Raw genomic sequence first — 25089 nt, forward strand, 5'->3', positions numbered from 1 at the left:
AGTGAATCATGGCTCATGAAGTACGCGGGGTCGTCGCGACCGGCAAGGGCAAGCCGGTCAGCCTGGAGACCGTCCTGGTGCCGGACCCGGGACCCGGCGAGGCGCTGGTCCGGGTGCAGGCCTGCGGGGTCTGCCACACGGACCTGCACTATCGCGAGGGCGGCATCAGCGACGACTTCCCGTTCCTGCTCGGCCACGAGGCCGCCGGCGTGGTGGAGTCCGTCGGCGACGGCGTCACCGACGTCGCGCCCGGCGACTTCGTGATCCTCAACTGGCGGGCCGTGTGCGGCTCGTGCCGGGCCTGCCTGCGCGGCCGCCCGCAGTACTGCTTCGCCACCCACAACGCCACCCAGAAGATGACCCTGGCCGACGGCACGCCGCTCAGCCCCGCGCTGGGCATCGGCGCGTTCGCCGAGAAGACGCTCGTGGCCGCGGGCCAGTGCACCAGGGTCGACCCGGCCGCCTCCCCCGCCGCGGCGGGGCTGCTCGGCTGCGGCGTGATGGCCGGGCTCGGCGCCGCCGTGAACACCGGCGGGGTCAGCAGGGGCGACTCGGTCGCGGTCATCGGCTGCGGCGGCGTCGGCAACGCTGCCATCGCGGGCGCGCGGCTGGTCGGCGCGACCACGATCGTCGCGGTCGACGTGGACGAGCGGAAGCTGGAGTGGGCCCGCGGCCTCGGCGCGACGCACACGGTCAACGCCAAGGACGGCGACCCGGTCGAGGCGATCAGGGAGCTGACCGGCGGGTTCGGCGCGGACGTCGTGATCGACGCGGTCGGCCGGCCGGAGACCTACCAGCAGGCCTTCTACGCCCGCGACCTGGCGGGGACCGTGGTCCTCGTCGGCGTGCCCACGCCGGAGATGACGCTCGAGCTGCCGCTGCTCGACGTGTTCGGCCGCGGCGGCGCGCTGAAGTCCAGCTGGTACGGCGACTGCCTGCCGAGCCGCGACTTCCCCATGCTGATCTCCCTCTACCTGCAGGGACGGCTCGACCTCGACGCGTTCGTCAGCGAGACCATCGCCCTGGACGACGTCGAGGACGCCTTCGCCAAGATGCACCGCGGCGAGGTGCTGCGCTCGGTGGTGGTGCTCTGATGCGCATCGAGCGGGTGGTCACCTCGGGCACGTTCAGCCTGGACGGCGGGACGTGGGAGGTCGACAACAACGTGTGGCTGGTGGGCGACGACCAGGAGGTCCTGGTCATCGACGCCGCCCACGACGCCTCCGCCATCGCCGAGGCCGTGGGCGAGCGCCGGGTGAGCGCGATCGTGTGCACGCACGCGCACGACGACCACGTCAACGCCGCGCCCGAGCTGGCCGCGCTGACCGGCGCGCCCGTGCTGCTGCATCCCGACGACGAGGTGCTGTGGAAGCTGGCCCACCAGTCGGCCGCACCCGGCGGGCCGCTGGCCAACGGCCAGCTCCTGCGGGTGGCCGGCTCCGCCGTGCACGTGCTGCACACGCCGGGGCACGCGCCGGGCGCGGTATGCCTGTACGTGCCGGAGCTCGGCGTGCTGTTCTCCGGGGACACCCTGTTCCAGGGCGGGCCCGGCGCGACGGGCAGGTCGTACAGCGACTTCCCGACGATCATCTCGTCGATCAGCCGGACGCTGCTGACGCTGCCCGGCGAGACCGTGGTGCACACCGGACACGGTGCGGACACCAGCATCGGAGCCGAGGCTCCGCAGCTCGAGGACTGGATCCGACGAGGGCACTGACCCTGCCGTTACATTGGGCCCGTTTCAGAGGAGTACTGCCCGTGACCACCACCACGTCAAGCGTGATCCCCACCCTCCCCGGTCGCTACTACGTGGACCCCGAGATCTTCGCCGCGGAGCAGCGGAACATCTTCGAGGCGATGTGGTTCTGCGTGGTGCGCTCGGCCGACCTGCCCAAGCCGGGCGCGTTCAAGACCGTTCAGGTCGGCTCCGAGAGCATCCTCGTCACCAGGGCGCGCGACATGTCGGTGCGCGCGTTCTTCAACGTCTGCCGCCACCGCGGCGCGACGCTGCGCACGGAGGAGTCGGGCGAGGTGAAGCGGGCCTTCCAGTGCCCGTACCACGCCTGGACCTACGACCTGGACGGCAAGCTGATCGCCGCGCCCAACCTGACCAAGATGGCCGACCTGGACCGGGTGGAGTACGGCCTGGTGAAGGTGCACGTGCGCGAGTGGCTCGGCTACGTGTGGGTGTGCCTGGCCGACGAGCCGCCCTCCTTCGAGGAGGACGTGCTGGGCGCGGTGACCGAGCGGCTCGGCTCGCTGGAGCTGATCGACAACTACGACGTGGACAACCTGGAAGTGGGCCGCAGGATCGTCTACGACGTGCAGGCGAACTGGAAGCTCATCATCGAGAACTTCATGGAGTGCTACCACTGCGCCACGATCCATCCCGAGCTGACCGAGGTGCTGCCGGAGTTCGCCGACGGCTACGCGGCTCAGTACTTCGTGGGCCACGGCGCCGAGTTCGGCGAGGAGATCCAGGGCTTCACCGTTGACGGGTCCGAGGGGCTCGACCGCATCCCGGGCGTCAGCGAGGAGCAGGACCGCCGCTACTACGCGATCACCATCAAGCCGCAGGTGTTCGTCAACCTGGTGCCCGACCACGTGATCGTGCACCGGATGTTCCCGCTGGCGGTGGACCGCACGGTGGTGGAGTGCGACTGGCTCTACCTGCCCGGCGTCGTGGCGAGCGGCAAGGACCTGGACAAGTCGGTGGAGCTGTTCCACCGGGTCAACGAGCAGGACTTCGAGGCGTGCGAGCGGTGCCAGCCGCAGATGAGCTCGCGTACGTACGCCAAGGGCGGCGTGCTGGTGCCCAGCGAGCACCACATCGGCGCCTTCCACGACTGGGTCCAGGACCGCATCGGGTGAACGAGCACGACGACGAGGGGCTGACGGTCGGCCCGCCCAAGGACTGGGCGGGCGGCCTGCCCGCGGTGGGCCACGCCCTGCGCATCGCCCACCGGCAGATGGGGGCCGGCCGCACCGCGCTGACGCTGCTGCGCGTCAACCAGAAGAGCGGCTTCGACTGCCCCGGCTGCGCCTGGCCGGAGGGCGAGCACCGCAGCCCGGCCGAGTTCTGCGAGAACGGCGCCAAGGCGGTGGCCGAGGAGGCCACCACACGGCGCGTCACCAGCGAGTTCTTCGCCGCCCATCCGGTGAGCGAGCTGGCCGGGATGAGCGACTACTGGCTGGGGCAGCAGGGCAGGCTGACCGAGCCGATGTACAAGCCCGCGGGCGCCGAGCACTACGAGCCCGTCGGCTGGGCGGAGGCGTTCGGCATGATCGCGGCCGAGCTGCGCGCGCTGGACAGCCCCGACCAGGCGGTCTTCTACACCTCGGGCCGCACCTCCAACGAGGCGGCCTTCGCCTACCAGCTGCTGGTGCGCCGGTTCGGCACCAACAACCTGCCCGACTGCTCCAACATGTGCCACGAGTCCAGCGGCGCCGCGCTCACCGAGACGATCGGCATCGGCAAGGGCACCGTGTCGCTCGACGACCTGCATCGGGCCGACCTGATCTTCGTGGTGGGCCAGAACCCGGGCACCAACCACCCCCGCATGCTCACCGCTTTGGAGAAGGCCAAGCGCGGCGGCGCCCGGATCGTCGCGGTCAATCCGCTGCCCGAGGCCGGGCTGCTGCGCTTCAAGAACCCGCAGCGGCCGTCCGGGCTGGCCGCGGGGACCGCGCTGGCCGACCGGTTCCTGCAGATCCGGCTCAACGGCGACATGGCGCTGTTCCAGGCGCTGTCGCTGCTGCTGCTCGACACCGCCGACGAGGCGTTCATCGCCGAGCACACCAGCGGGTTCGACGAGTGGAAGGCCCACCTGACCGGCCTGGACTGGGCGGAGGTGCTGGAGGCGACCGGCCTGACCCGGCAGGAGCTGGAGGAGACGGCCCGCGACGTCAGGAACGCCGAGTCGGTCGTCGTCTGCTGGGCCATGGGGCTCACCCAGCACCGCAACTCCGTGGCCACCATCCGCGAGGTGGTCAACTTCCAGCTGCTGCGCGGCAACGTGGGCCTGTGCCCGGTGCGCGGCCACTCCAACGTCCAGGGCGACCGGACCATGGGCATCTACGAGAAGCCGTCGAAGGACTTCCTGGACGCGCTGGCCCGGGAGTTCGGCTTCGAGCCGCCCCGTCACCACGGGCTGGACACGGTGGAGGCCATCCGGGCCATGCGCGACGGCGAGGCGAAGGTCTTCGTCGGCATGGGCGGCAACTTCGTCCGCGCCACCCCCGACAGCCGCGTCACCGAGGCGGCGCTGCGCCGTACCAGGCTGACCGTGCAGGTCTCCACCAAGCTCAACCGCTCGCACGCGGTGTGCGGCGAGCGGGCGCTCATCCTGCCCACGCTGGGCCGCACCGAGCGCGACCCGGCCGGGTTCGTCACCGTCGAGGACTCGATGGGGCTGGTGCACGCCTCGCGCGGCCGGCTCGCGCCCGCCTCCCCCGACCTGCTGTCGGAGGTGGCGATCGTCGCCCGGCTGGGCCGCGAGCTGTTCGGCGAGGACCCGTGGGCGGACTTCGAGGGGGACTACGCCGCGATCCGCGACCGCATCGCGCGGGTGATCCCCGGGTTCGAGGACTTCAACGGCCGCGCCGAGGCCGGCTTCGCGCTGCCCAACGCGCCCAGGGACGAGCGCCGCTTCCCCACCGCCACCGGCAGGGCGGGCTTCACCGTCAACCGGCTGGAGGTCCTGCGGGTGCCACCGGGGCGGCTGCTGCTGCAGACCGTACGCAGCCACGACCAGTACAACACGACCGTCTACGGCCTCGACGACCGCTACCGCGGCGTCAAGAACGGCCGCAAGGTGGTCTTCGTGCACCCCGACGACCTCGCCGAGCGCGACCTGGCCGACGGCGACGTGGTCGACCTGGTCAGCGAGTGGCCCGACGGCGAGCGCACCGCCGAGGGCTTCAGAGTCATCGCCTATCCGACCGCCCGCGGCTGCTGCGCCGCCTACTTCCCGGAGACCAACGTGCTGGTACCGCTCGACTCGGTGGCCGAGACCTCCAACACCCCGACCTCCAAGAGCATCGTGGTCCGGCTCAGCCGGCGTACCCGAGGCGGCGGCTGATCTCGTCGGCCCCGCCGATCAGGACGGGAGCGAGCTCGTGCATGCGCTCGGCCGTGAAGCGGTAGGCGGGGCCGGAGGCGCTCACCGCGGCGACGACGTCGCCGTGGTAGGAGCGGATGGGCGCCGCCATGGCGTTCAGCCCCTCCTCCAGCTCCTCCAGGCAGTAGCCGTAGCCCGCCTGCTTGATCTCGGTCAGCTGCTCCTTGAGCCGGTCGAGGTCGGTGACGGTGCGGGGCGTGAAGGACTCCAGGGCCCCGTCGGACAGCACCCGCTCGCGCTGGCGCTCGTCCAGATGGGCCATCAGCACTTTCCCGCTGGAGGTGGCGTGCAACGGCGTGATCTGGCCGACCCAGTTGTAGGCGGTGACCGCCGAGGCGCCGCGCACCTGGTCGAGGTTGACCGCGTAGCTGGAGCGGAGCACGGCGATGTTGACCGTCTCGCCGATCTCCTCCGCCAGGCGCTGGCAGATCGGGCGCCCCCGCTGGGTGACGTCGAGCTGGGTGTTGACCCCGCCGGCCAGGCGGATGATGCCGAAGCCGAGCCGGTATTTGCCGCGCTCCTCGGCCTGCTCGACCAGGCCGCGCGCCTCGAGCGCGCCGAGCAGCCGGAACGCGGTCGACTTGTGCACGTCGATCTCCGCGGCGACCTCGCTGACCCCTGCCTCGCCCCGCCGGGAGAGGATCTCCAGCACGCTGATCGCCCGATCGACGGACTGCACGCCTCCACTGCCCGAATCGTTGCCCATAGCGAAACTCTAAGTGCTAGAGGGAACTCCGTCTAACGCACAACCCAAAAGATCTCCTGTTGCGAGTAGTGAAACGCAATGCGTATAGCGCTACGATTTGGCGAAACGCGCGAGCGAGACGAGGCACCATGACGTCACATCAATACGACTTCGTCATCGTCGGAGGCGGCTCGGCCGGCAGCGCGCTGGCGAACCGGCTCTCCGCGGACCCTGCCACGCGGGTGCTCGTCCTGGAGGCGGGCCGATCGGACTACCCGTGGGACGTGTTCATCCACATGCCCGCGGCCCTGCCGTTCCCCATCGGCAACCGCTTCTACGACTGGCGCTACGAGTCGGAGCCCGAGCCCCACATGCACGGCCGGCGGATCTATCACGCTCGCGGCAAGGTGCTCGGCGGCTCCAGCAGCATCAACGGCATGATATTCCAGCGCGGCAACCCCCTGGACTACGAGCGGTGGGGCGCCGATCCCGGGATGAAGAGCTGGGACTACGCCCACTGCCTGCCGTACTTCAAGCGGATGGAGAACTGCCTGGCCGACCCCGACACGCCGTGGCGCGGCCACGGGGGGCCGCTGGTGCTGGAGCGCGGGGCGGCCGGCACGCCGCTGTACGACGCGTTCTTCGAGGCGGTGCAGCAGGCCGGCTATCCCCTCACCGACGACGTGAACGGCTACCGGCAGGAGGGCTTCGCCCGCTTCGACCGCAACATCCGGCGCGGGCGCCGGCTCAGCGCCGCCAGGGCGTACCTGCACCCGGTCATGAAGCGGCCCAATCTGACCGTCAAGACGCGCGCGCTGGTGACGAAGGTCATCTTCGAGGGGACCAGGGCCGTCGGCGTCGAGTTCGACGGCGGCAGGGTCCGCGCGGGCGAGGTCATCCTGTGCGGCGGCGCGATCAACTCCCCGCAGCTGCTGCAGCTGTCCGGGATCGGCAACGCCGGCGAGCTGGGCAAGCTCGGCATCGACGTCGTGCACGACCTGCCGGGCGTGGGCGAGAACCTGCAGGACCACCTGGAGGTCTACATCCAGCACGGCTGCCGCGAGCCGGTCTCGATGCAGCCGAACCTGCAGAAGTGGCGCCATCCCTGGATCGGCGCGCAGTGGCTGTTCCTGCGTGGCGGGCCGGGGGCGACCAACCACTTCGAGGCGGGCGGCTTCGTCCGCAGCAACGACGAGGTCGACTACCCCAACCTGATGTTCCACTTCCTGCCGCTGGCCGTGCGCTACGACGGCTCGGCGCCGGCGGGCGGGCACGGCTACCAGGTCCACGTCGGGCCCATGTACTCCGACGCCCGCGGCTCGGTGAAGATCAAGAGCGCGGATCCGCGGCAGCATCCCGCGCTGCGCTTCAACTACCTGTCCACCGAGCAGGACAGGCGCGAGTGGGTAGAGGCCGTCCGGGTGGCCCGCAGGATCCTCGGGGCGCCGGCGCTGGCCGCGCTCAGCACGGGCGAGGTGTCGCCCGGGCCGTCCGTGGAGAGCGACGAGGAGATCCTGGACTGGGTGGCCAAGGACGGCGAGACCGCCCTGCATCCCTCGTGCACGGCCAGGATGGGCGTGGACGCGATGTCGGTGCTCGACCCGGACACGATGCGGGTGCACGGCGTCGACGGGCTGCGCGTGGTGGACGCCTCGGCCATGCCGTACGTGACGAACGGCAACATCTACGCGCCGGTCATGATGCTGGCGGAGAAGGCGGCCGACCTCATCCTGGGCAACACGCCGCTGGCGCCGCAGACGACCGAGTTCTACCGTCACCGGGCATGACAGAAGGGCGGTGGGGGCGCTCCCCCACCGCCCTTGCGGCGCTCCGTCAGCGGAAGACCACGGTGCGGTTGCCGTTGAGCAGGACGCGCTGCTCGCTGTGCCACTTCACGGCCCTGGCCAGCACCTGCGCCTCCACGTCCCGGCCGGCCGCGACCAGGTCCTCGGAGTCGAGCTCGTGGTCCACCCTGGCCACGTCCTGCTCGATGATGGGGCCCTCGTCCAGGTCCGCCGTGACGTAGTGCGCGGTCGCCCCGATGAGCTTCACACCGCGCTCGTGCGCCTGGTGGTACGGCTTGGCGCCCTTGAAGCCCGGCAGGAAGGAGTGGTGGATGTTGATGGCCCTCCCCTCCAGCTGCTTGCACAGGTCGTCGGAGAGGATCTGCATGTAGCGCGCCAGCACCACCAGCTCGGCGTCGTACTCCTCGACCAGCTCCAGGATCCGCGCCTCGGCCTCGCCCTTGGTGGCGGCCGTGACGGGCACGTGGTGGTACGGCACGCCGTACGAGGCGGCGAGCGGCTCCAGGTCGGGATGGTTGGAGACGATCGCGGGGATCTCGATGTTGAGCGCGCCCACCTGGCGGCGATAGAGCAGGTCGTTCACGCAGTGGCCGAACTTCGACGCCATGACCAGCGTGCGGGTGGGCGTGGCCGCGTCCTTCAGCTGCCAGTTCATCTGGAAGGACTCGGCGACATAGGTGAACCCCTCGCGCAACCGCTCGATCTCGTCATGCGCGGCGAAGTGCACGCGCATGAAGAAGCCGCCACCCTTGCGGTCGTTGAACTGCTTGCTCTGCAGCATGTTCCCACCGTGCTGGACGAGGAAGCTGCTGACCGCGTACACGATGCCCGGCTTGTCGGAGCAGGACACCGTGAGGATGAACTCGCGGCCAGGGTCGGGACGTGGAGACATCACACCCTCCCGGTGTTGCGTATGACGCAAAGAAGAGATTTATACGCAACAGACTGGGGGCACGGGCCTACCACGTCAAGGGGCAAGAAGGTCAAACCTCATCACAACGTATGTATTTGGCCAGTGATTCCGGCAAACCCTTGACGAACGCTCGAAGACAAGTCAATCCTGTTCCTCATTAAGCAGCGCCTTGCGCGATACGCAACTATCGAAGGTGTGCCGATGACCGAGCTCTACATCGCGGGCGAGTGGACCAGGCCACTCGCCGGTGGTCAGCGGCGCATCCACTCGCCCGCCGACGGAAGCCTCGTGGCCACCGTGGCCGAGGGGACCGCCGCGGACACCGAGGCCGCGATCGCCGCCGCCAGGCGCGCCTTCGACAGCGGCCCCTGGACCACGACGCCGGCCCGCGAGCGCGGCGCGCTGCTGTACAAGGTAGCCGACCTGCTGGAACGCGACCGCCACACCTTCGCCCGGGCCGAGTCGGGCGACACCGGCAAGCGCCTGGTGGAGAGCGAGTACGACATCGACGACTGCGTGGCCAGCCTGCGCTACTTCGCCGGCGTCGCGGGCACCGACGCGGGCCGGGTCGTCGACACCGGCCGCGACGACGCGATCAGCCGCATCGTGCACGAGCCGATCGGCGTCTGCGGCCTCATCACGCCGTGGAACTACCCCCTGCTCCAGACCACGTGGAAGGTCGCCCCGGCGCTCGCCGCGGGAAACACGTTCGTGCTCAAGCCGAGCGAGCTGACCCCCAGCACGGCCATCCTGCTGATGCGCGCGCTGGCCGAGGCCGGGCTGCCGGACGGGGTGGCCAACCTCGTGCTCGGCGCCGGCCCCGAGGTCGGCGCGCCGCTGGCCGAGCACCCGGACGTGGACATGGTCTCCTTCACCGGCGGCCTGGCCACCGGGCGGCGCGTCATGGCCGCCGCCGCGGCCACCGTGAAGCGGGTGGCGCTGGAGCTGGGCGGCAAGAACCCCAACATCGTCTTCGCCGACGCCGACTTCGACACGGCCGTCGACTTCGCGCTCACCGCGGTGTTCCTGCACTCCGGCCAGGTCTGCTCGGCCGGCGCGCGCCTGCTGGTGGAGGACTCCCTGCACGACGCGTTCGTGGACGAGGTCGTACGGCGGGCCGAGCTGATCCGCCTGGGCGGCCCCTTCGACCCGCACGCCGACACCGGCCCGCTCATCTCCGCCGCGCACCTGGCCAAGGTCGAGGAGTACGTGGCGGCGGGCCTGGCCGAGGGGGCAGTGCTGCGCTGCGGCGGCCGCCGCCTCGACGGGCCCGGATACTTCTACCGGCCGACCGTCCTGGACGAGTGCAAGCAGGACATGCGCGTGGTGCGCGAGGAGTCCTTCGGCCCCGTCCTGACCGTCGAGCGCTTCACGACCGAGGACGAGGCGGTCCGCCTCGCCAACGACACCGAGTACGGCCTGGCCGGCGCGGTCTGGACCCAGGACGCCGGCAGGGCGCAGCGGGTCGCGGGCCGGCTGCGGCACGGCACGGTGTGGATCAACGACTACCACCCCTACGTGCCGCAGGCCGAGTGGGGTGGCTTCAAGCAGTCCGGCAACGGCCGCGAGCTCGGCCCGACCGGCCTGGACGAGTACCGCGAGATCAAGCACGTCTGGCAGAACATCCGACCGCGCCCACAGCGGTGGTTCCCAGAGAACTGACGCTCCGACGACGAAGAGGTGGTCATGACCGTCCCGTCACTGACCGAAAGCACACCGCTCAACACCGAGGCACCCCCCATTCTCGACGTCCGAGGCCTGTGGAAGGTGTTCGGCCCCAAGGCCGGCCGCGTGGTCGGCAGCACCCTGAGCCGCACGGAGCTCAAGGAGCAGACCGGCTGCGTCGCCGCGGTCCGCGACGTCTCCTTCTCGGTCCGGCGGGGCGAGGTTTTCGTCGTCATGGGCCTGTCGGGCTCGGGCAAGTCCACCCTGGTGCGCTGCCTGACCCGGCTGATCGAGCCCACGGCGGGCGAGATCGTGCTCGACGGCGAGGACATCCGCACGGCCGACGCCCGCAAGCTGCGCGAGCTGCGCAGGCACCGGATGGCGATGGTCTTCCAGCACTTCGGGCTGCTGCCGCACCGGTGCGTGCTGGAGAACGTGGCCTTCGGGCTGGAGATCCGGGGCACCCCCAAGAAGGAGCGCTACGAGCGGGCCCGCGAGGTGCTCGGGCTGGTCGGGCTGACCGGCTTCGAGAACTCCTACCCCGACCAGCTGTCCGGCGGCATGCAGCAGCGCGTCGGCCTGGCCCGCGCGCTCGCGGCCGACCCCGAGGTGCTGCTGTTCGACGAGCCGTTCTCCGCGCTCGACCCGCTGATCAGGCGCGAGATGCAGAACGAGGTCATCCGCCTGCACCACGAGGTGGGCAAGACGATGATCTTCATCACCCACGACCTGAGCGAGGCGCTCAAGCTGGGCGACCGCATCCTCATCATGCGCGACGGAGAGCTGGTCCAGGTCGGCACCCCCGACGAGGTCGTGGGCGCGCCCGCCGACGAGTACGTGGCCAACTTCGTCAGCGACGTCCCGCGCTCGCACGTGCTGACGCTGTCGTGGATCATGCGCCCGCCGCTGGACGGCGAGCCGCTCGACGGCCCGGAGCTGGGACCCGACGTGGTCATCCGCGACGCCGTGCACACCGTGCTGTCGGCCGACCGCCCGGTGCGCGTGATCGGGGACGGCGGCCTGCTCGGCGTGGTCACCAGCGCGGAGATCCTCGAAGTGATCGCCGGAGGGCAGCACTGATGGCGGCCGTCACGGCGGTCGCCGCCAAGCTGCACCGGCTGCCCGACCGCAGGCTGCTGCTGGCCCTGGTCATCGCGGCCTGGGTGGTGGGCTGGGCGGTGCTCGGCGGCCGCGACACCCAGCAGCTGGGCGGCGCCGAGCTGACGCCGCTGCACCGCGATCTCAGCCAGGCCATGGACGTCATCGACGACAGCCGCAACAGCAACCCGTTCTTCCTCTACTTCATCAACTACATCCGGCTCTTCCTGGACGACGCGGTGACCTTCGTCCAGGCGCTGATCAGCCAGCCGTCCTTCGGCCGCCCCGTGCCCGTGCTCGGCTGGCTCGGCGTGGTGGCGATCGCCACGGCCGTCGCCCTGCTGTACGGCAACAGGAAGGTGGCGGTGCTGACGGCCGCGGGCTTCCTGTCCTTCGGCCTGCTGGGCCTGTGGCAGGAGAGCATGGACACCCTCGCCCTCACGCTGACGGCGGTCGCGCTGTCGCTGGCCGTGGGCATCCCGCTCGGGATCTGGGCGGGGCTGAGCGACCGGTTCCTGCGGGTGGTCACGCCGGTGCTCGACTTCATGCAGACGATGCCGACGTTCGTCTACCTGGCGCCGCTGACGCTGTTCTTCCTCATCGGCCCGGCCAGCGCGACCGTGGCCACGATGATCTACGCGGTCCCGCCGGCCATCCGCATCACCGCGCACGGCATCCGGCAGGTCTCGCCGGAGACGATGGAGGCGGGCACGTCGCTCGGCGCCACGCCCATGCAGGCGCTCAGGCACGTGCGGCTGCCGATGGCCAAGCAGACGATCATCGTGGGGGTCAACCAGACCATCATGGCCGCGCTGTCCATGGCCACCATCGCGGCCCTGATCGACGCGCCCGGCCTGGGCAAGACCGTGCTCAAGGCGCTGCAGACGCTGGACGTCGGGACCGCCTTCAACGCCGGCCTGGCGATCGTGATCATGGCCGTGGTGCTCGACCGGGTGACCTCGGCCGCCAGCCGGCGGGTGGAGGACGAGCGCCGCGCGGGCCGGCTGCGTTCCGCGCGGTGGCGCCGGATCGAGGTGACGGGCGTGCTCGGGATCGCGGCCGTGCTCGCGTACCAGTCCTACACCTACCTCTGGGCAGCGGACTTCCCCATCGAGGCCAACATCGGCTCGTACGTGCGCACCGCCGCGGACACCGCCAGCGCCTGGGTGCAGGACAGCCTGGTGACCTACACCAACGCGCTGAAGAACGCGCTCACCAACGGGCTGCTCAACCCGTTCGAGGCCCTGCTGACCGGCTCGCCCTGGTGGCTGGTCGGCCTGGTGGCCGTCGCCGTGGCCCTGCTGGTGGGCAGCGCGCGCGCCGCGCTGGTCACCGCCATCGGGCTGCTGATGGTGCTGGCACTCGGGCTCTGGCAGGACAGCATGGTGACGCTGGCCTCCACGCTGGTCGCGACCATCCTGGTGATGGTGCTCGGAGTGGTCGCCGGCGTGTGGATGGGCCGCAGCGACCGGGCCGACACCCTGCTGCGGCCCGTGCTCGATGCCGGACAGACCATGCCCGCCTTCGTCTACCTCGTGCCCATCCTCGGACTCTTCGGCCCGACGCGGTTCACCGCGATCATCGCCGCCGTGGTCTTCGCCGCGCCGGTGGCGATCAAGCTGGTGGCCGAGGGCATCAGGCGGGTCTCGCCCACCACGGTGGAGGCGGCGACCTCGGCGGGGGCGGGCACCTGGCAGCTGATCTCCAAGGTGCAACTGCCGATGGCGCGCAGCGGCGTGACGCTGGCCGCGAGCCAGGGACTCATCTACGTGCTCTCGATGGTCGTCGTGGGCGGCCTGGTGGGCGCGGGGGCGCTCGGCTACGACGTGGTGGCCGGGTTCTCCCAGCACGAGCTCCGCGGGAAGGGGCTGGCCGCCGGGATCGCGATCGTCGTGCTCGGCATCGTGCTCGACCGGGTCATGCGCGCCGCCACGCAGCGCGCCGACGCCGCCGTCCGCGGAGGGCTTCCGCACACAGGTAAGTAACAGGAAACACAGGAGGACCAGGTGGCGATGTCGAGAAGCGGCAGGATCAGGGCGCTCGCGCTCGTGACCGGCGGCGGCCTCCTGCTCAGCGCGTGCAGCGGAGCGAAGGTCGGCGAAACCCAGCAGGCCGCCGCGGGAGGCGGCACGACGTGCGGCACGTTCAACCTCGCGGTCAACCCATGGGTGGGCTACGAGGCCAACGCCGCGGTGATCGCGCTCGTCGCGGAGAAGAACCTCGGCTGCAAGGTGGTGAAGAAGGACCTGAAGGAGGAGGTGTCCTGGCAGGGCTTCGCCACCGGAGAGGTCGACGCGGTCGTGGAGAACTGGGCCCACGACGATCTGAAGAAGAAGTACATCGACGAGCAGAAGGTCGCCGTCTCGGCGGGGCCGACCGGCAACAAGGGCGTCATCGGCTGGTTCGTGCCGCCGTGGATGGCCAAGAAATATCCCGACATCACCGACTGGAAGAACCTCAACAAGTACGCCTCGCTGTTCAAGACCTCCGAGTCCGAGGGCAAGGGCCAGCTGCTCGACGGCGACCCGTCCTTCGTCACCAACGACGCGGCGCTGGTCAAGAACCTCGACCTGGACTACAAGGTCGTCTACGCGGGCAGCGAGACCGCGCTCATCCAGGCCTTCCGGCAGGCGGAGAAGCAGCAGACGCCGCTCATCGGCTACTTCTACGATCCGCAGTGGTTCCTGTCCGAGGTGCAGCTGGTCAAGGTCAACCTGCCCGCCTACACCAAGGGGTGCGACGCCGACGCGGCCAAGGTGGCCTGCGACTATCCGCCGTACGACCTGGACAAGATCGTGAGCAAGAAGTTCGCGGACTCGGGCAGCCCCGCCTACACCCTGGTCAAGAACTTCACCTGGACGAATGACGACCAGAACCTGGTGGCCAAGTACATCGCCGAGGACAAGATGACGCCCGAGGAGGCGGCCGCCAAGTGGGTCGCCGCCAACCCCGACAAGGTCAAGGCCTGGCTCCCCGCGACCTGACCATCCTCCGCACACGCCCGGCCCGATCGTCCTGCCGCGATCGGGCCGGGCGTACGTGTGCGCTCAGCGGCCTAAAAGCCGTACGGAATAAGACAGAACACCCCTTGACACCCGGAATGCGGCGAGCGACGCTTGTTGCGGAAAGCGCGTTTGGTTGCATATACCGCAACAACGGAGGTGGCTATGACGAGCCCGAGCGTGGTCATCATCGGCGCGGGCGTGGTCGGCGCGGCCTTGGCCGACGAGCTGTCCGCCCGAGGCTGGACCGACGTCACCGTCGTCGACCAGGGAGACGTGCCCGCCACCGGCGGCTCCTCCTCGCACGCCCCCGGCCTGGTCTTCCAGGTCAACGGGTCGAAGACGATGACCGAGATGGCCCGCTACACCGCGGAGAAGTTCGTCGAGCTCGACAGCTTCCTGCAGGTCGGCGGGCTCGAGGTGGCCACCAGCCCGGAGCGGCTGGCCGAGCTGCACCGCAGGCACGGCTGGGCGGTCGCGTGGGGGCTCGAGGCGCACCTGCTCACGCCGCGGGAGTGCGTCGCCAAGCACTCGCTGCTGGACGAGGCCAAGGTGCTCGGCGGGCTCTTCATCCCGACGGACGGGCTGGCCAAGGCGGTCAAGGCGGTCGACGCCCAGCTGGCCAGGGCCAAGGAGCGCGGCGTGCGGGTGCTGCCCAGGCACGAGGTGCTCGACATCAGAACCCAGGACGGCAAGGTGTGCGCGGTGGTGACCGACCACGGCGACCTGCCCGCCCAGGTGGTCGTGTGCTGCGCCGGGATCTGGGGCCCGAAGGTGGCCCGCATGGCCGGCATGGAGCTGCCGCTCACCCCGCTGGCCCACCAGCTCGCCTGGACCGGGCAGGTGCCGGGGCTGGCCGGCCAGACCGAGGAGGCCACCCGGCCGATCCTGCGCCACCAGGACGCCGACCTCTACTACCGCGAGCGCTTCGACACGCTCGGCATCGGCTACTACGGCCACCGGCCGATGCCGATCACCGCCGACGAGATCCTCTCGGTGGACGAGGCGGAGGTGATGCCGTCAGTGCTCACCTTCACCCCCGACGACTTCGCCGTGGCCTGGGAGGAGACCCAGGCGCTGCTGCCCGACACGCAGAAGGCGGAGATCGAGTCCGGCATCAACGGGCTGTTCTCCTTCACCACCGACCACCTGCCGCTGATGGGGCAGTCCCGGGACGTCGAGGGGTTCTGGGTGGCCGAGGCGGTCTGGGTCACCCACTCCGCAGGTGTCGGCCGGGCGATGGCCGAGTGGCTGGTCGACGGCCACTGCTCGTCGTTCGACCTGCACGAGTGCGACGTCAACCGGTTCGAGCCGCACCAGCTGGCGCCCGACTACGTGCGCGAGCGCGGCTGCCAGAACTACGTCGAGGTCTACGACATCATCCACCCGCTGCAGCCGATGGAGCACCCGCGCCCGCTGCGGGTGAGCCCCTTCCACCCGCGCCAGCAGGACCTGGGCGCCGTCTTCCTGGAGGCCTCGGGCTGGGAGCGCCCGCAGTGGTACGGCGCCAACGCGCCGCTGCTGAACGGGCGAGACATCCCCACGCCCGGCCCGTGGGCCGCGCAGTACTGGTCGCCGATCGTCGGCGCCGAGGCGCAGGCCACCCGGGAGGCGGTCGCGCTGTACGACATGAGCGCGCTCAAGCGGCTGGAGGTCAGCGGCCCCGGCGCGCCGGCGTTCCTGCAGCGGATCACCACCGGCGACGTGTACAAGTCGGTCGGCTCGGTCACGTACTGCCTGCTGCTCGACGCCGACGGCGGCATCCGCAGCGACGTCACCGTGGCCCGGCTCGGCCCCGACCGCTTCCAGCTCGGCGCCAACGGCAACCTGGACCTGGACTGGCTGGAGCGGCAGCGCCCGGCCGACGTGTTCATCCGCGACATCACCGCCGGCACCTGCTGCCTGGGCGTGTGGGGCCCCAGGGCCCGCGACCTGGTCCAGCCGCTGACCGGCATCGACCTGACCGCGCTGAAGTACTTCCGCGGCGCCCGCGGCTTCATCGGCAACGTGCCCGTCACCATGCTGCGCCTGTCCTACGTCGGCGAGCTCGGCTGGGAGGTCTACACCACCGCCGACATGGGGCTCAAGCTCTGGGACACGCTCTGGTCCGCGGGCCAGGAGCACGGCGTGCTGGCCGGCGGCCGCGGCGCCTTCACCAGCCTGCGCCTGGAGAAGGGCTACCGCTCCTTCGGCACCGACATGACCTTCGAGCACGACCCGTACGAGGCGGGCCTCGGCTTCGCCGTCAAGCTGGACAAGGGCGACTTCGTCGGCCGCAGGGCGCTGCTGGAGCGCAAGGAGTCGGTCCGCAGGAAGCTCACCTGCCTGCTGACCGACGAGGTGGTCATGGGCAAGGAGCCGGTCTACGACGGCGACCGGGCCGTCGGCTACGTCACCAGCGCCGCCTACGGCTACACCGTCGGCCGCGGCATCGCCTACGCCTGGCTGCCCGCCTCGCTCGCGAGCCCCGGCCAGGCCCTGCAGATCGGCTACTTCGACCAGCGCGTCCCGGCCGTCGTGGCCGAGGAGCCGCTCTTCGACCCGGCGATGACCCGGCTGCGCGGTTAGGGAAAGGACCTCACATGATCGACACCCCGCTGCACGTGGTGGACCCCGAGGTCCACGCCCTGATCGGCGCCGAGCTGGCCAGGCAGCGCTCGACGCTGGAGATGATCGCCTCCGAGAACTTCGCGCCCGCCGCCGTGATGGCGGCGCAGGGCTCGGTGCTCACCAACAAGTACGCCGAGGGCTACCCCGGCCGCCGCTACTACGGCGGCTGCGAGCACGTGGACGTGATCGAGCAGATCGCCATCGACCGGATCAAGGCGCTGTTCGGCGCCGAGGCGGCCAACGTGCAGCCGCACTCCGGCGCCCAGGCCAACGCCGCGGCGATGGCGGCGCTGCTGGAGCCCGGCGACACCATCCTCGGTCTCGACCTGGCCCACGGCGGCCACCTGACGCACGGGATGCGCATCAACTTCTCCGGCCGCCTGTACAACGTGGTCGCCTACCACGTGCGCGAGAGCGACAACCTGGTGGACATGGACGAGGTCGAGCGCCTGGCCCGCGAGCACCGCCCCCGGCTCATCATCGCCGGCTGGTCGGCCTATCCGCGCCACCTGGACTTCGCGGCCTTCCGCCGGATCGCCGACGAGGTGGGCGCGTACCTGATGGTGGACATGGCGCACTTCGCCGGACTGGTGGCCGCCGGGCTGCACCCCTCCCCCGTGCCGCACGCGCACATCACCACCACGACCACGCACAAGACGCTCGGCGGCCCGCGCGGCGGGGTGATCCTGTCGACCGGGGAGCTCGCCAAGAAGATCAACTCCTCGGTCTTCCCCGGCCAGCAGGGCGGCCCGCTGGAGCACGTGATCGCGGCCAAGGCGGTCTCCTTCAAGATCGCTGCCGAGGAGGCGTTCAGGGAGCGGCAGCGCCGCACGCTGGAGGGCGCCCGCATCCTGGCCGACCGGCTGCTGGCGCCCGACGCGGCGGCCGCGGGCGTGAAGGTGCTGACCGGCGGCACCGACGTGCACCTGGTCCTGGTCGACCTGCGCGAGTCCGAGCTGGACGGCAAGCAGGCCGAGGACCGCCTGCACGCGGCCGGGATCACGGTCAACCGCAACGCCGTGCCGTTCGACCCGCGACCGCCCATGGTCACCTCGGGCCTGCGGATCGGCACCCCGGCGCTGGCCACGCGCGGCTTCGAGGCGGCCGACTTCGCGGAGGTCTCCGACATCATCGCCACCGCGCTGACACCGCAGGCCGACCTGTCGTTCCTGCGCGACAGGGTCGAGGTCCTGGCCGCCAAGCACCCGCTGTACGGAGAGGCGCGATGAACCTGCCCGAGCACCCCGAGTGGCTGTGGGGCGCCGCCGAGCCCAGGCGCTCCTACGACGTGGTCATCGTCGGAGCCGGCGGGCACGGCCTGGCCACCGCCTACTACCTGGCCAAGAACCACGGCATCACCGACATCGCGGTCCTGGAGCGGGGGTGGCTGGCCGGCGGGAACATGGCGCGCAACACCACGATCATCCGCTCCAACTACCTGTGGGACGAGAGCGCCGGCATCTACGAGCACGCGCTCAAGCTGTGGGAGGGGCTGGAGGAGGAGCTCGGCTACGACCTGCTGTTCAGCCAGCGCGGCGTGCTCAACCTCGCGCATGGCCTGCAGGACGTACGCGACAGCGTGCGCCGCGTCGAGGCCAACCGGCTCAACGGCGTAGACGCCGAGTGGCTGGACCCCGAGCAGGTCCGCGAGGTGTGCCCGATAGTGAACATCTCGCCCGACGTGCGCTACCCGGTGCTCGGCGCCACCTTCCAGCCCCGCGCCGGCATCGCCAAGCACGACCACGTGGCCTGGGGGTACGCCCGCGCCGCGGCGGCACTCGGCGTGGACTTCATCGAGCACTGCGAGGTCACCGGCCTGCGGGTGAGCGACGGCCGGGTCACCGGCGTGGAGACCACCCGGGGCACGATCGCGGCCGGCCGGGTCGCGCTGTGCGCGGCGGGCCACACCTCGGTCGTGGCCAGGACCGCGGGCATCGACCTGCCGCTGCAGAGCCACCCGCTCCAGGCGCTGGTGTCCGAGCTGCTCGAACCCGTGCACCCGACGGTCGTCATGTCCAACGCCGTGCACGTCTACGTCAGCCAGGCGCACAAGGGCGAGCTGGTCATGGGCGCCGGCATCGACGCGGCCAACTCCTACCGGCAGCGCGGCGCCTTCCACATCATCGAGCGGCAGATGGCCGCCGCGCTGGAGCTGTTCCCGATCTTCGCCCGCGCGCACGTGCTGCGTACCTGGGGCGGCGTGGTGGACGTCTCGCCCGACGCCTCCCCGATCGTCGGCCTGAGCCCGGTCGAGAACCTCTACCTCAACTGCGGCTGGGGCACCGGCGGCTTCAAGGCGACGCCCGGCGTGGGCTGGTGCTTCGCGCACACGGTGGCCAACGACGAGCCGCACCCGCTCAACGCCCCCTTCTCCCTTGACCGATTCACCACCGGGGCGCTCGTGGACGAGCACGGCGCCGCCGCGGTCGCGCACTGAGGAAGCGCCGATGCTGCAGATCCCATGCCCCTGGTGCGGCCCTCGCGACGAGGCCGAGTTCCACTACGGCGGGCAGGCCCACGTCGCCTACCCCGCCGACCCGGCCGCGCTGTCGGACGAGGAGTGGGCGCGTTACCTGTTCTTCCGCGACAACCCCAAGGGCCCCTTCGCCGAGCGGTGGAGCCATTCGGCGGGCTGCCGCCGCTGGTTCAACCTGGTCCGCGACACCGCCACCAACGAGATCCTGGAGGCCCGATGAGGCTGTCCACCGGCGGGCTGATCGACCGCGGCGGCACGCTGCGCTTCCGCTTCGACGGCCGCGAGCTGACCGGTCACCCCGGCGACACCCTGGCCTCCGCGCTGCTGGCCAACGGCGTGCGCCAGGCCGCGACCAGCGTCAAGCTGGGCCGCCCGCGCGGCATCTTCGCCGCGGGCAGCGAGGAGCCCAACGCGGTCGTCCAGATCGAGCAGCCCTTCCCGGAGCCGATGCGGCCGGCCACCGTGGTCGAGCTGTACGACGGGCTCGTGGCGAGCAGCCTGCCCGGCCGGGGCCGCCTGGCGGCCGAACCCGACCCGGCCCGTTACGACGCCGTGCACGCCCACTGCGACGTGCTGGTGGTCGGCGCAGGTCCGGCGGGGCTGGCCGCCGCCAGGGCCGCGGCCAGGGACGGCGCCCGGGTGATCCTGGCCGACGAGCAGTCCCGGCCGGGCGGCAGCCTGCTGGGCACCACCGAGCGGTTGCCCGCCGGGCAGGGCCCGGTCAGCGGCCACGAGTGGGCGGCGGCGGTGGCGGCGGACCTCGAGCGCCTGCCGGACGTCACCGTGCTGCGCCGCACCACGGTCTTCGGCTACTACGACGACAACTACCTCATGGCCGTCGAGCGCCGCACCGACCACCTCGGCGCGGCCGGCCCCGCCCACGTGGCCAGGCAGCGGGTCTGGCGCATCCGGGCGGGCCGGGTCGTGCTGGCCACCGGCGCGCACGAGCGGCCCATCGCGTTCGCGGGCAACGACCTGCCCGGCGTGATGCTGGCCGGGGCCGCGCGCACCTACGCCGTCAGGTACGGCGTGCTGCCCGGGCGCCGGGCCGTGGTCTTCACCACCAACGACAGCGCCTACGAGGCCGCCTTCGACCTGGCGGACGCGGGCCTGGAGGTGGCCGCGATCGTGGACGTGCGCCCCTCCCCCGCGCCGCTGGCCGAAGCCCGGCGGCGCGGCATCGAGGTGCTGGCCGGGCAGGCGGTCGAGGCGGCCCGGGGCGAGGGCGAGGTCTCCTCCGTCCTGACCGGCGGGACCGAGATCGAGGCCGACCTGCTGCTGGTGTCCGGCGGCTGGAACCCGGTGGTGCACCTGTTCAGCCAGGCGGGCGGGACGCTGCGCTACGACGAGGATCTGGCCGCGCTGGTGCCCGGGGTCTCGCGGCAGACGGTCCGCGTGGCCGGGGCCGCCAGGGGCGTGTTCACGCTGGAGGGCTGCCTGATCGACGGCGCCGGGGACGGCGAGCCGGTGCCCACGGGGCCCGCGGGGACGCCGTACTGGCTGGTGCCGGCGGACGACCTCGGCGGGCACTTCGTGGACCTGCAGCGGGACGTGACCGCGGCCGACGTGCTGCGCGCCACCGGCGCGGGGCTGCGCTCGGTCGAGCACGTCAAGCGCTATACCACCGCCGGGACCGCGCACGACCAGGGCAAGACGTCGGGGCTGCTGACCTCGGCCGTGGTGGCCCACGCGCTGGGCGTGCCGGTGGGCGAGGTCGGGATCACCTCCTACCGCGCGCCGTACACGCCGGTGAGCTTCGCGGCGCTGGCCGGGCGCGACCGCGGGTCCCTGCACGACCCCGTCAGGGTGACGGCGCTGCACGAGTGGCACGTCGAGCACGGGGCGCTGTTCGAGAACGTCGGGCAGTGGAAACGGCCCTGGTACTACCCGCGCGCGGGCGAGGACGGCCTGGAGGACATGGAGGCGGCCGTGCTGCGCGAGTGCCGGGCCGCGCGCGAGGGCGTGGCGGCGATGGACGCCTCCACGCTCGGCAAGATCGACGTGATCGGGCCGGACGCGGGCGAGTTCCTCGACCGGCTCTACACCAACCTGATGAGCTCGCTGGCCGTCGGCTCGATCCGGTACGGCGTGATGTGCCGGCCCGACGGCATGGTCTTCGACGACGGCACCGTCATCCGCCTGGCCGCCGACCACTTCCTGGTCACCACCACGACCGGCAACGCCGCCGCGGTGCTGGACTGGATGGAGGAGTGGCTGCAGACCGAGTGGCCGTCGTTGCGGGTGCACCTCACCTCGGTGACCGAGCAGTGGGCGACGGTCGCGCTGGTCGGGCCGCGCTCGCGCGAGGTGCTCGCGTCGCTGGCGCCCGAGCTGGCGGTCTCGGCGGCCGACTTCCCGTTCATGACCTGGCGCGAGAGCGAGGTGGCGGGGATCCCCGCCCGGGTGTGCCGCATCAGCTTCTCCGGCGAGCTGGCCTACGAGATCAACGTGACCTCCTGGGACGGGCTCCGCCTGTGGACCGCGATCATGGACACGGGCCTGGTCACGCCGTACGGCACGGAGACCATGCACGTGCTGCGGGCCGAGAAGGGCTACCCGATCGTCGGCCAGGACACCGACGGCACCGTCACGCCGCAGGATCTGGGTATGTCGTGGGTCGTGTCGAAGAAGAAGCCCGACTTCGTCGGCAAGCGCTCCTACGCCAGGGCCGACACCTCGCGTCCCGACCGCAAGCAGCTCGTCGGGCTGCTGCCGGACGACCACGGCTTCCTGCTGCCGGAGGGCGCCCACCTGGTCGCCTCCGCCGAGCTGCCCGAGCCGCCGGTGCCCATGCTGGGCCATGTCACCTCCAGCTACCGCAGCGCGGCGCTCGGCCGTACGTTCGCGCTGGCCCTGCTCAAGGGCGGGCAGTCGCGCCACGGCGAGCGGCTCTACGCGCCCGTGGGCGAGGCCATGGTGCCGGTGACCGTCACGTCCCACGTCCTGTACGACCCGGAAGGAGCGCGTCGCGATGGTTGAGCGCAGGAGTCCGGCCGCGGCGTTCGCCGGCCGTTTCGAGGCGGCCTCGCGCGGCGGGGCGTTGACGCTGCGGGAGATCCCCTTCCTCACCCACGTCAACGTGCGGGTGGAGGCCGGGACCGATCTCGGCGTCCCGCTGCCGGTCGAGCCGAACACCGCGGTGACCTCCGGCGAGGTCACCGTGGCCTGGCTGGGGCCGGACGAGTGGCTGGTGATCGCCCCGCCCGGATACCGGCCCGAGCTGCTGCGCAAGGAGCTCGGCGAGCGGCACGGCTCGATCGTGGACGTCTCGGCCCAGCGCACGACCCTGTTCGTGGGCGGGCCCAGGGCGCGCGACCTGCTCGCCCACGGCTGCGCGCTCGACCTGCATCCGCGCGTGTTCGGGCCGGGGCGGTGCGCGCAGACCATGCTGGCGCGGGCGCAGGTCGTGCTCGTGCCGCACGAGGACGGGTTCCTGGTGCTGGTGCGCTCGTCGTTCGCCGCCTACCTGGCGGAGTGGCTGCTGGACGCGGCGGCGGAGTACGTGTCGTGAGCATCGGGGTCTTCGACCTGTTCAAGATCGGCATCGGGCCGTCCAGTTCGCACACGGGCGGGCCGATGGCGGCCGCGCACCGGTTCGTCCGGGGCCTGCGCGAGGACGGGCTGCTGGAGTCCGTCGCCCGGGTCGAGGTGATCCTGTACGGCTCGCTCGGGCTGACCGGCAAGGGCCACGGCAGCGACAAGGCGGTGCTGCTCGGCCTGTCCGGCGAGAAGCCGGAGCTGGTCGACGTGGACTCCGTCGACGCCCGGCTGCTCGCCATGCGGGAGTCGGGCACCGTCTCGCTCGCCGGCAGGCACCCGGTGCCGTTCGTGGTCGGCGAGGACCTGGTCTTCGAACGCAAGATCTCGCTGCCCGGGCACCCCAACGGCATGCGCTTCACCGCCTTCGGGGCCGGCGGCGGGGTCCTGCGGGAGAAGGTGTACTTCTCGGTCGGCGGCGGCTTCGTCGTCGACGAGACGGCCGCCGGCGCGGACCGCATCAAGGCGGACGACACGGTCCTGCCGTACCCGTTCACGACCGCGGAGGAGCTGCTCAAGCACTGCGCCAACACCGGGCTGTCGATCTCCGGGCTGATGCTGGAGAACGAGAAGGCCTTCGGCCGCACCGAGCAGGAGATCCGCGCGGGCATCCTGGAGCTGTGGCGGGTGATGACCGAGTGCGTCCGCCGCGGCATCGCCTCCGAGGGCGTGCTGCCCGGCGGGCTCCGGGTGCGCCGCCGCGCCCACGGGCTGCACCGGCGCCTGCTGGCGGAGGCGCCGCAGAAGGACCCGCTGCACGCGATGGACTGGGTGTCGCTGTTCGCGCTGGCGGTCAACGAGGAGAACGCCGCCGGGGGCCGCATCGTCACCGCGCCCACCAACGGCGCCGCGGGCATCATCCCGGCGGTGCTCACCTACTACACGCGGTTCGTGCCCGGCGCCGACGACGACGGCGTGGTGCGCTTCCTGCTGACGGCGGCGGCGATCGGCGTGCTGTTCAAGGAGAACGCCTCGATCTCCGGCGCGGAGGTTGGCTGCCAGGGCGAGGTGGGTTCGGCCTGCTCGATGGCCTCGGCCGGGCTGACCGAGGTGCTGGGCGGCACGCCGGAGCAGGTGGAGAACTCCGCCGAGATCGGCATCGAGCACAACCTGGGCCTGACCTGCGACCCGATCGGCGGCCTGGTCCAGATCCCGTGCATCGAGCGCAACGCGGTGGCCTCCATCAAGGCGATCACCGCTGCCCGCATCGCCCTGCGCGGCGACGGCCGCCACTTCGTCTCGCTGGACAAGGCCATCAAGACCATGCGCGACACCGGCCGCGACATGCTCGACAAGTACAAGGAGACCTCGCGCGGCGGCCTGGCCGTCAACGTCATCGAGTGCTGACGGGCGCGTCCCAGCTCGCCAGCAGGCGCAGGCTCTGCGCCGCGGCGGAGCCGGGCGGGGCGTGGTAGACGGTCAGGGACTGCTCGGGGTCGTCGGGCAGCCGGAACGACTCGAAGGAGAGCGTGAGCTCGCCCACCAGCGGGTGGCGCAGGCGCCGGGTGCCGTGGTTGCTCTCCTTCACGTCGTGCCCGGCCCACAGGTGGCGGAACGTCTCGCTCTTCACCGACAGCTCGCCCACGAGCTTCAGCAGCCGCGGATCGTCGGGATAGCAGCCGGCGTACAGGCGCAGATCGCCGACGACGTCGGCGGCCTTCGCCTCCCAGTCCGCGAACAGCCGCCGATAACCGGGATCCAGGAAGACCAGCCGCGCCCAGTTGCGCTCCTGGGGAGGCAGCCGGTCCCAGCCGCCGAACAGGGCGGCCGCCATCGGGTTCCAGCCCAGGAGGTCCGAGCGCGGCCCCGTCACGTACGCCGGCACTCCCTCCAGGGAGCTCAGCATCTGCCCGAGCGCGGTGCGCACCTGCTGCAACTGCGGCGGCGGCGCGTACTTCCTGCGGTCCTGGCACTTGACCAGGCGCGTGAGGTGGTCGTGCTCGGTGTCGCTCAGCCGCAGCGCGCGGGTGATCGCCCCGATCACCTCGGGCGACACGTTGTTGCCCTTGCCCTGCTCCAGCCGGGTGAGGTAGGCGACGGACACGCCGGCGAGCTGGGCCAGCTCCTCGCGGCGCAGCCCCGGCACGCGCCGGTGCCGGTTGAAGACGGGCAGCCCGACGTCCTCCGGCCTCAACCGAGCCCGCCGGCTGCGTAGGAACTCGCCAATCTCGCTCATAA

19 protein-coding genes are annotated in these 25089 nt (G+C 71.3%); 16 read left to right on the plus strand and 3 right to left on the minus strand.

The window, feature by feature from the left end:
• Window positions 1-8: 8 nt before the first annotated feature.
• The 4 genes from ACFKCF_RS25040 to ACFKCF_RS25055 are packed head-to-tail and all read left to right on the plus strand — an operon-like array spanning window position 9 to window position 5081.
• Window positions 9-1094, plus strand: a complete 1086-nt coding sequence (locus ACFKCF_RS25040) for an S-(hydroxymethyl)mycothiol dehydrogenase (protein ID WP_394497173.1) — start codon at window positions 9-11, stop codon at window positions 1092-1094.
• Window positions 1094-1717: an MBL fold metallo-hydrolase gene (locus tag ACFKCF_RS25045; RefSeq protein ID WP_394497175.1), complete on the plus strand. Its 624-nt coding sequence runs from the start codon at window positions 1094-1096 to the stop codon at window positions 1715-1717. The genes ACFKCF_RS25040 and ACFKCF_RS25045 overlap by 1 nt, the downstream gene beginning before the upstream one ends.
• A gap of 41 nt (window positions 1718-1758) precedes the next feature.
• Complete coding sequence (locus tag ACFKCF_RS25050) at window positions 1759-2871, plus strand: aromatic ring-hydroxylating dioxygenase subunit alpha (RefSeq protein ID WP_394497177.1); 1113 nt, start codon at window positions 1759-1761, stop codon at window positions 2869-2871.
• Window positions 2868-5081, plus strand: a complete 2214-nt coding sequence (locus ACFKCF_RS25055; RefSeq protein WP_394497179.1) for an FdhF/YdeP family oxidoreductase — start codon at window positions 2868-2870, stop codon at window positions 5079-5081. Before ACFKCF_RS25050 ends, ACFKCF_RS25055 begins: the two co-directional genes overlap by 4 nt.
• Here the strand turns inward: ACFKCF_RS25055 and ACFKCF_RS25060 are convergent.
• On the minus strand, window positions 5053-5826 hold the full coding sequence (locus ACFKCF_RS25060) for an IclR family transcriptional regulator (RefSeq protein WP_394497181.1): 774 nt from the start codon (window positions 5824-5826) through the stop codon (window positions 5053-5055). The two genes, ACFKCF_RS25055 and ACFKCF_RS25060, sit on opposite strands and share 29 nt — an antisense overlap.
• A gap of 128 nt (window positions 5827-5954) precedes the next feature.
• Here ACFKCF_RS25060 and betA point away from each other — a divergent pair, with 128 nt between their 5' ends.
• The gene (betA, locus tag ACFKCF_RS25065) at window positions 5955-7592 is read left to right on the plus strand and encodes a choline dehydrogenase (protein ID WP_394497182.1); all 1638 of its coding nucleotides are present in this window, start codon (window positions 5955-5957) and stop codon (window positions 7590-7592) included.
• A gap of 46 nt (window positions 7593-7638) precedes the next feature.
• On the opposite strand, the gene purU is transcribed toward betA, so the two are convergent.
• Window positions 7639-8502 carry a formyltetrahydrofolate deformylase gene (gene purU, locus ACFKCF_RS25070; RefSeq protein ID WP_394497184.1) on the minus strand — a complete coding sequence of 288 codons (864 nt, stop codon included), beginning with the start codon at window positions 8500-8502 and terminating at the stop codon, window positions 7639-7641.
• Window positions 8503-8724: 222 nt separating this feature from the next.
• Here purU and ACFKCF_RS25075 point away from each other — a divergent pair, with 222 nt between their 5' ends.
• The 11 genes from ACFKCF_RS25075 (at window position 8725) to ACFKCF_RS25125 (ending at window position 24258) form a co-directional block, all read left to right on the plus strand.
• Window positions 8725-10185, plus strand: coding sequence for an aldehyde dehydrogenase family protein (locus ACFKCF_RS25075; protein WP_394497185.1), 1461 nt, complete (start codon window positions 8725-8727; stop codon window positions 10183-10185).
• A gap of 24 nt (window positions 10186-10209) precedes the next feature.
• Entirely contained in the window at window positions 10210-11268 is a 1059-nt protein-coding gene (locus tag ACFKCF_RS25080; RefSeq protein WP_394497187.1) for a glycine betaine/L-proline ABC transporter ATP-binding protein, read from the plus strand.
• Window positions 11268-13271: an ABC transporter permease gene (locus ACFKCF_RS25085; protein ID WP_394497189.1), complete on the plus strand. Its 2004-nt coding sequence runs from the start codon at window positions 11268-11270 to the stop codon at window positions 13269-13271. The genes ACFKCF_RS25080 and ACFKCF_RS25085 overlap by 1 nt, the downstream gene beginning before the upstream one ends.
• Window positions 13272-13298: 27 nt before the next feature.
• Window positions 13299-14270 carry an ABC transporter substrate-binding protein gene (locus ACFKCF_RS25090; RefSeq protein ID WP_394497317.1) on the plus strand — a complete coding sequence of 324 codons (972 nt, stop codon included), beginning with the start codon at window positions 13299-13301 and terminating at the stop codon, window positions 14268-14270.
• Between the two features lie 183 nt (window positions 14271-14453).
• Window positions 14454-16856, plus strand: a complete 2403-nt coding sequence (locus ACFKCF_RS25095; protein WP_394497190.1) for an FAD-dependent oxidoreductase — start codon at window positions 14454-14456, stop codon at window positions 16854-16856.
• Window positions 16857-16870: 14 nt separating this feature from the next.
• Window positions 16871-18127 (plus strand): serine hydroxymethyltransferase, encoded by a 1257-nt coding sequence (gene glyA / locus ACFKCF_RS25100; RefSeq protein WP_394497191.1) that lies wholly within the window; start codon window positions 16871-16873, stop codon window positions 18125-18127.
• Complete coding sequence (locus ACFKCF_RS25105; RefSeq protein WP_394497192.1) at window positions 18124-19335, plus strand: sarcosine oxidase subunit beta family protein; 1212 nt, start codon at window positions 18124-18126, stop codon at window positions 19333-19335. The genes glyA and ACFKCF_RS25105 overlap by 4 nt, the downstream gene beginning before the upstream one ends.
• A gap of 10 nt (window positions 19336-19345) precedes the next feature.
• The gene (locus ACFKCF_RS25110; protein ID WP_355372286.1) at window positions 19346-19594 is read left to right on the plus strand and encodes a sarcosine oxidase subunit delta; all 249 of its coding nucleotides are present in this window, start codon (window positions 19346-19348) and stop codon (window positions 19592-19594) included.
• Entirely contained in the window at window positions 19591-22353 is a 2763-nt protein-coding gene (locus tag ACFKCF_RS25115; protein WP_394497194.1) for a 2Fe-2S iron-sulfur cluster-binding protein, read from the plus strand. The genes ACFKCF_RS25110 and ACFKCF_RS25115 overlap by 4 nt, the downstream gene beginning before the upstream one ends.
• A complete protein-coding gene (locus tag ACFKCF_RS25120; protein ID WP_394497196.1) occupies window positions 22346-22885 on the plus strand; it encodes a sarcosine oxidase subunit gamma in 540 nt (179 codons plus the stop codon). The genes ACFKCF_RS25115 and ACFKCF_RS25120 overlap by 8 nt, the downstream gene beginning before the upstream one ends.
• A complete protein-coding gene (locus tag ACFKCF_RS25125; protein ID WP_394497198.1) occupies window positions 22882-24258 on the plus strand; it encodes an L-serine ammonia-lyase in 1377 nt (458 codons plus the stop codon). The genes ACFKCF_RS25120 and ACFKCF_RS25125 overlap by 4 nt, the downstream gene beginning before the upstream one ends.
• On the opposite strand, the gene ACFKCF_RS25130 is transcribed toward ACFKCF_RS25125, so the two are convergent.
• Window positions 24245-25087, minus strand: coding sequence for a helix-turn-helix transcriptional regulator (locus tag ACFKCF_RS25130; RefSeq protein ID WP_394497200.1), 843 nt, complete (start codon window positions 25085-25087; stop codon window positions 24245-24247). The two genes, ACFKCF_RS25125 and ACFKCF_RS25130, sit on opposite strands and share 14 nt — an antisense overlap.
• Window positions 25088-25089 lie beyond the last annotated feature (2 nt).

Source organism: Nonomuraea sp. JJY05, from assembly GCF_043496855.1.
In the GTDB taxonomy this organism is placed as follows: domain Bacteria; phylum Actinomycetota; class Actinomycetes; order Streptosporangiales; family Streptosporangiaceae; genus Nonomuraea.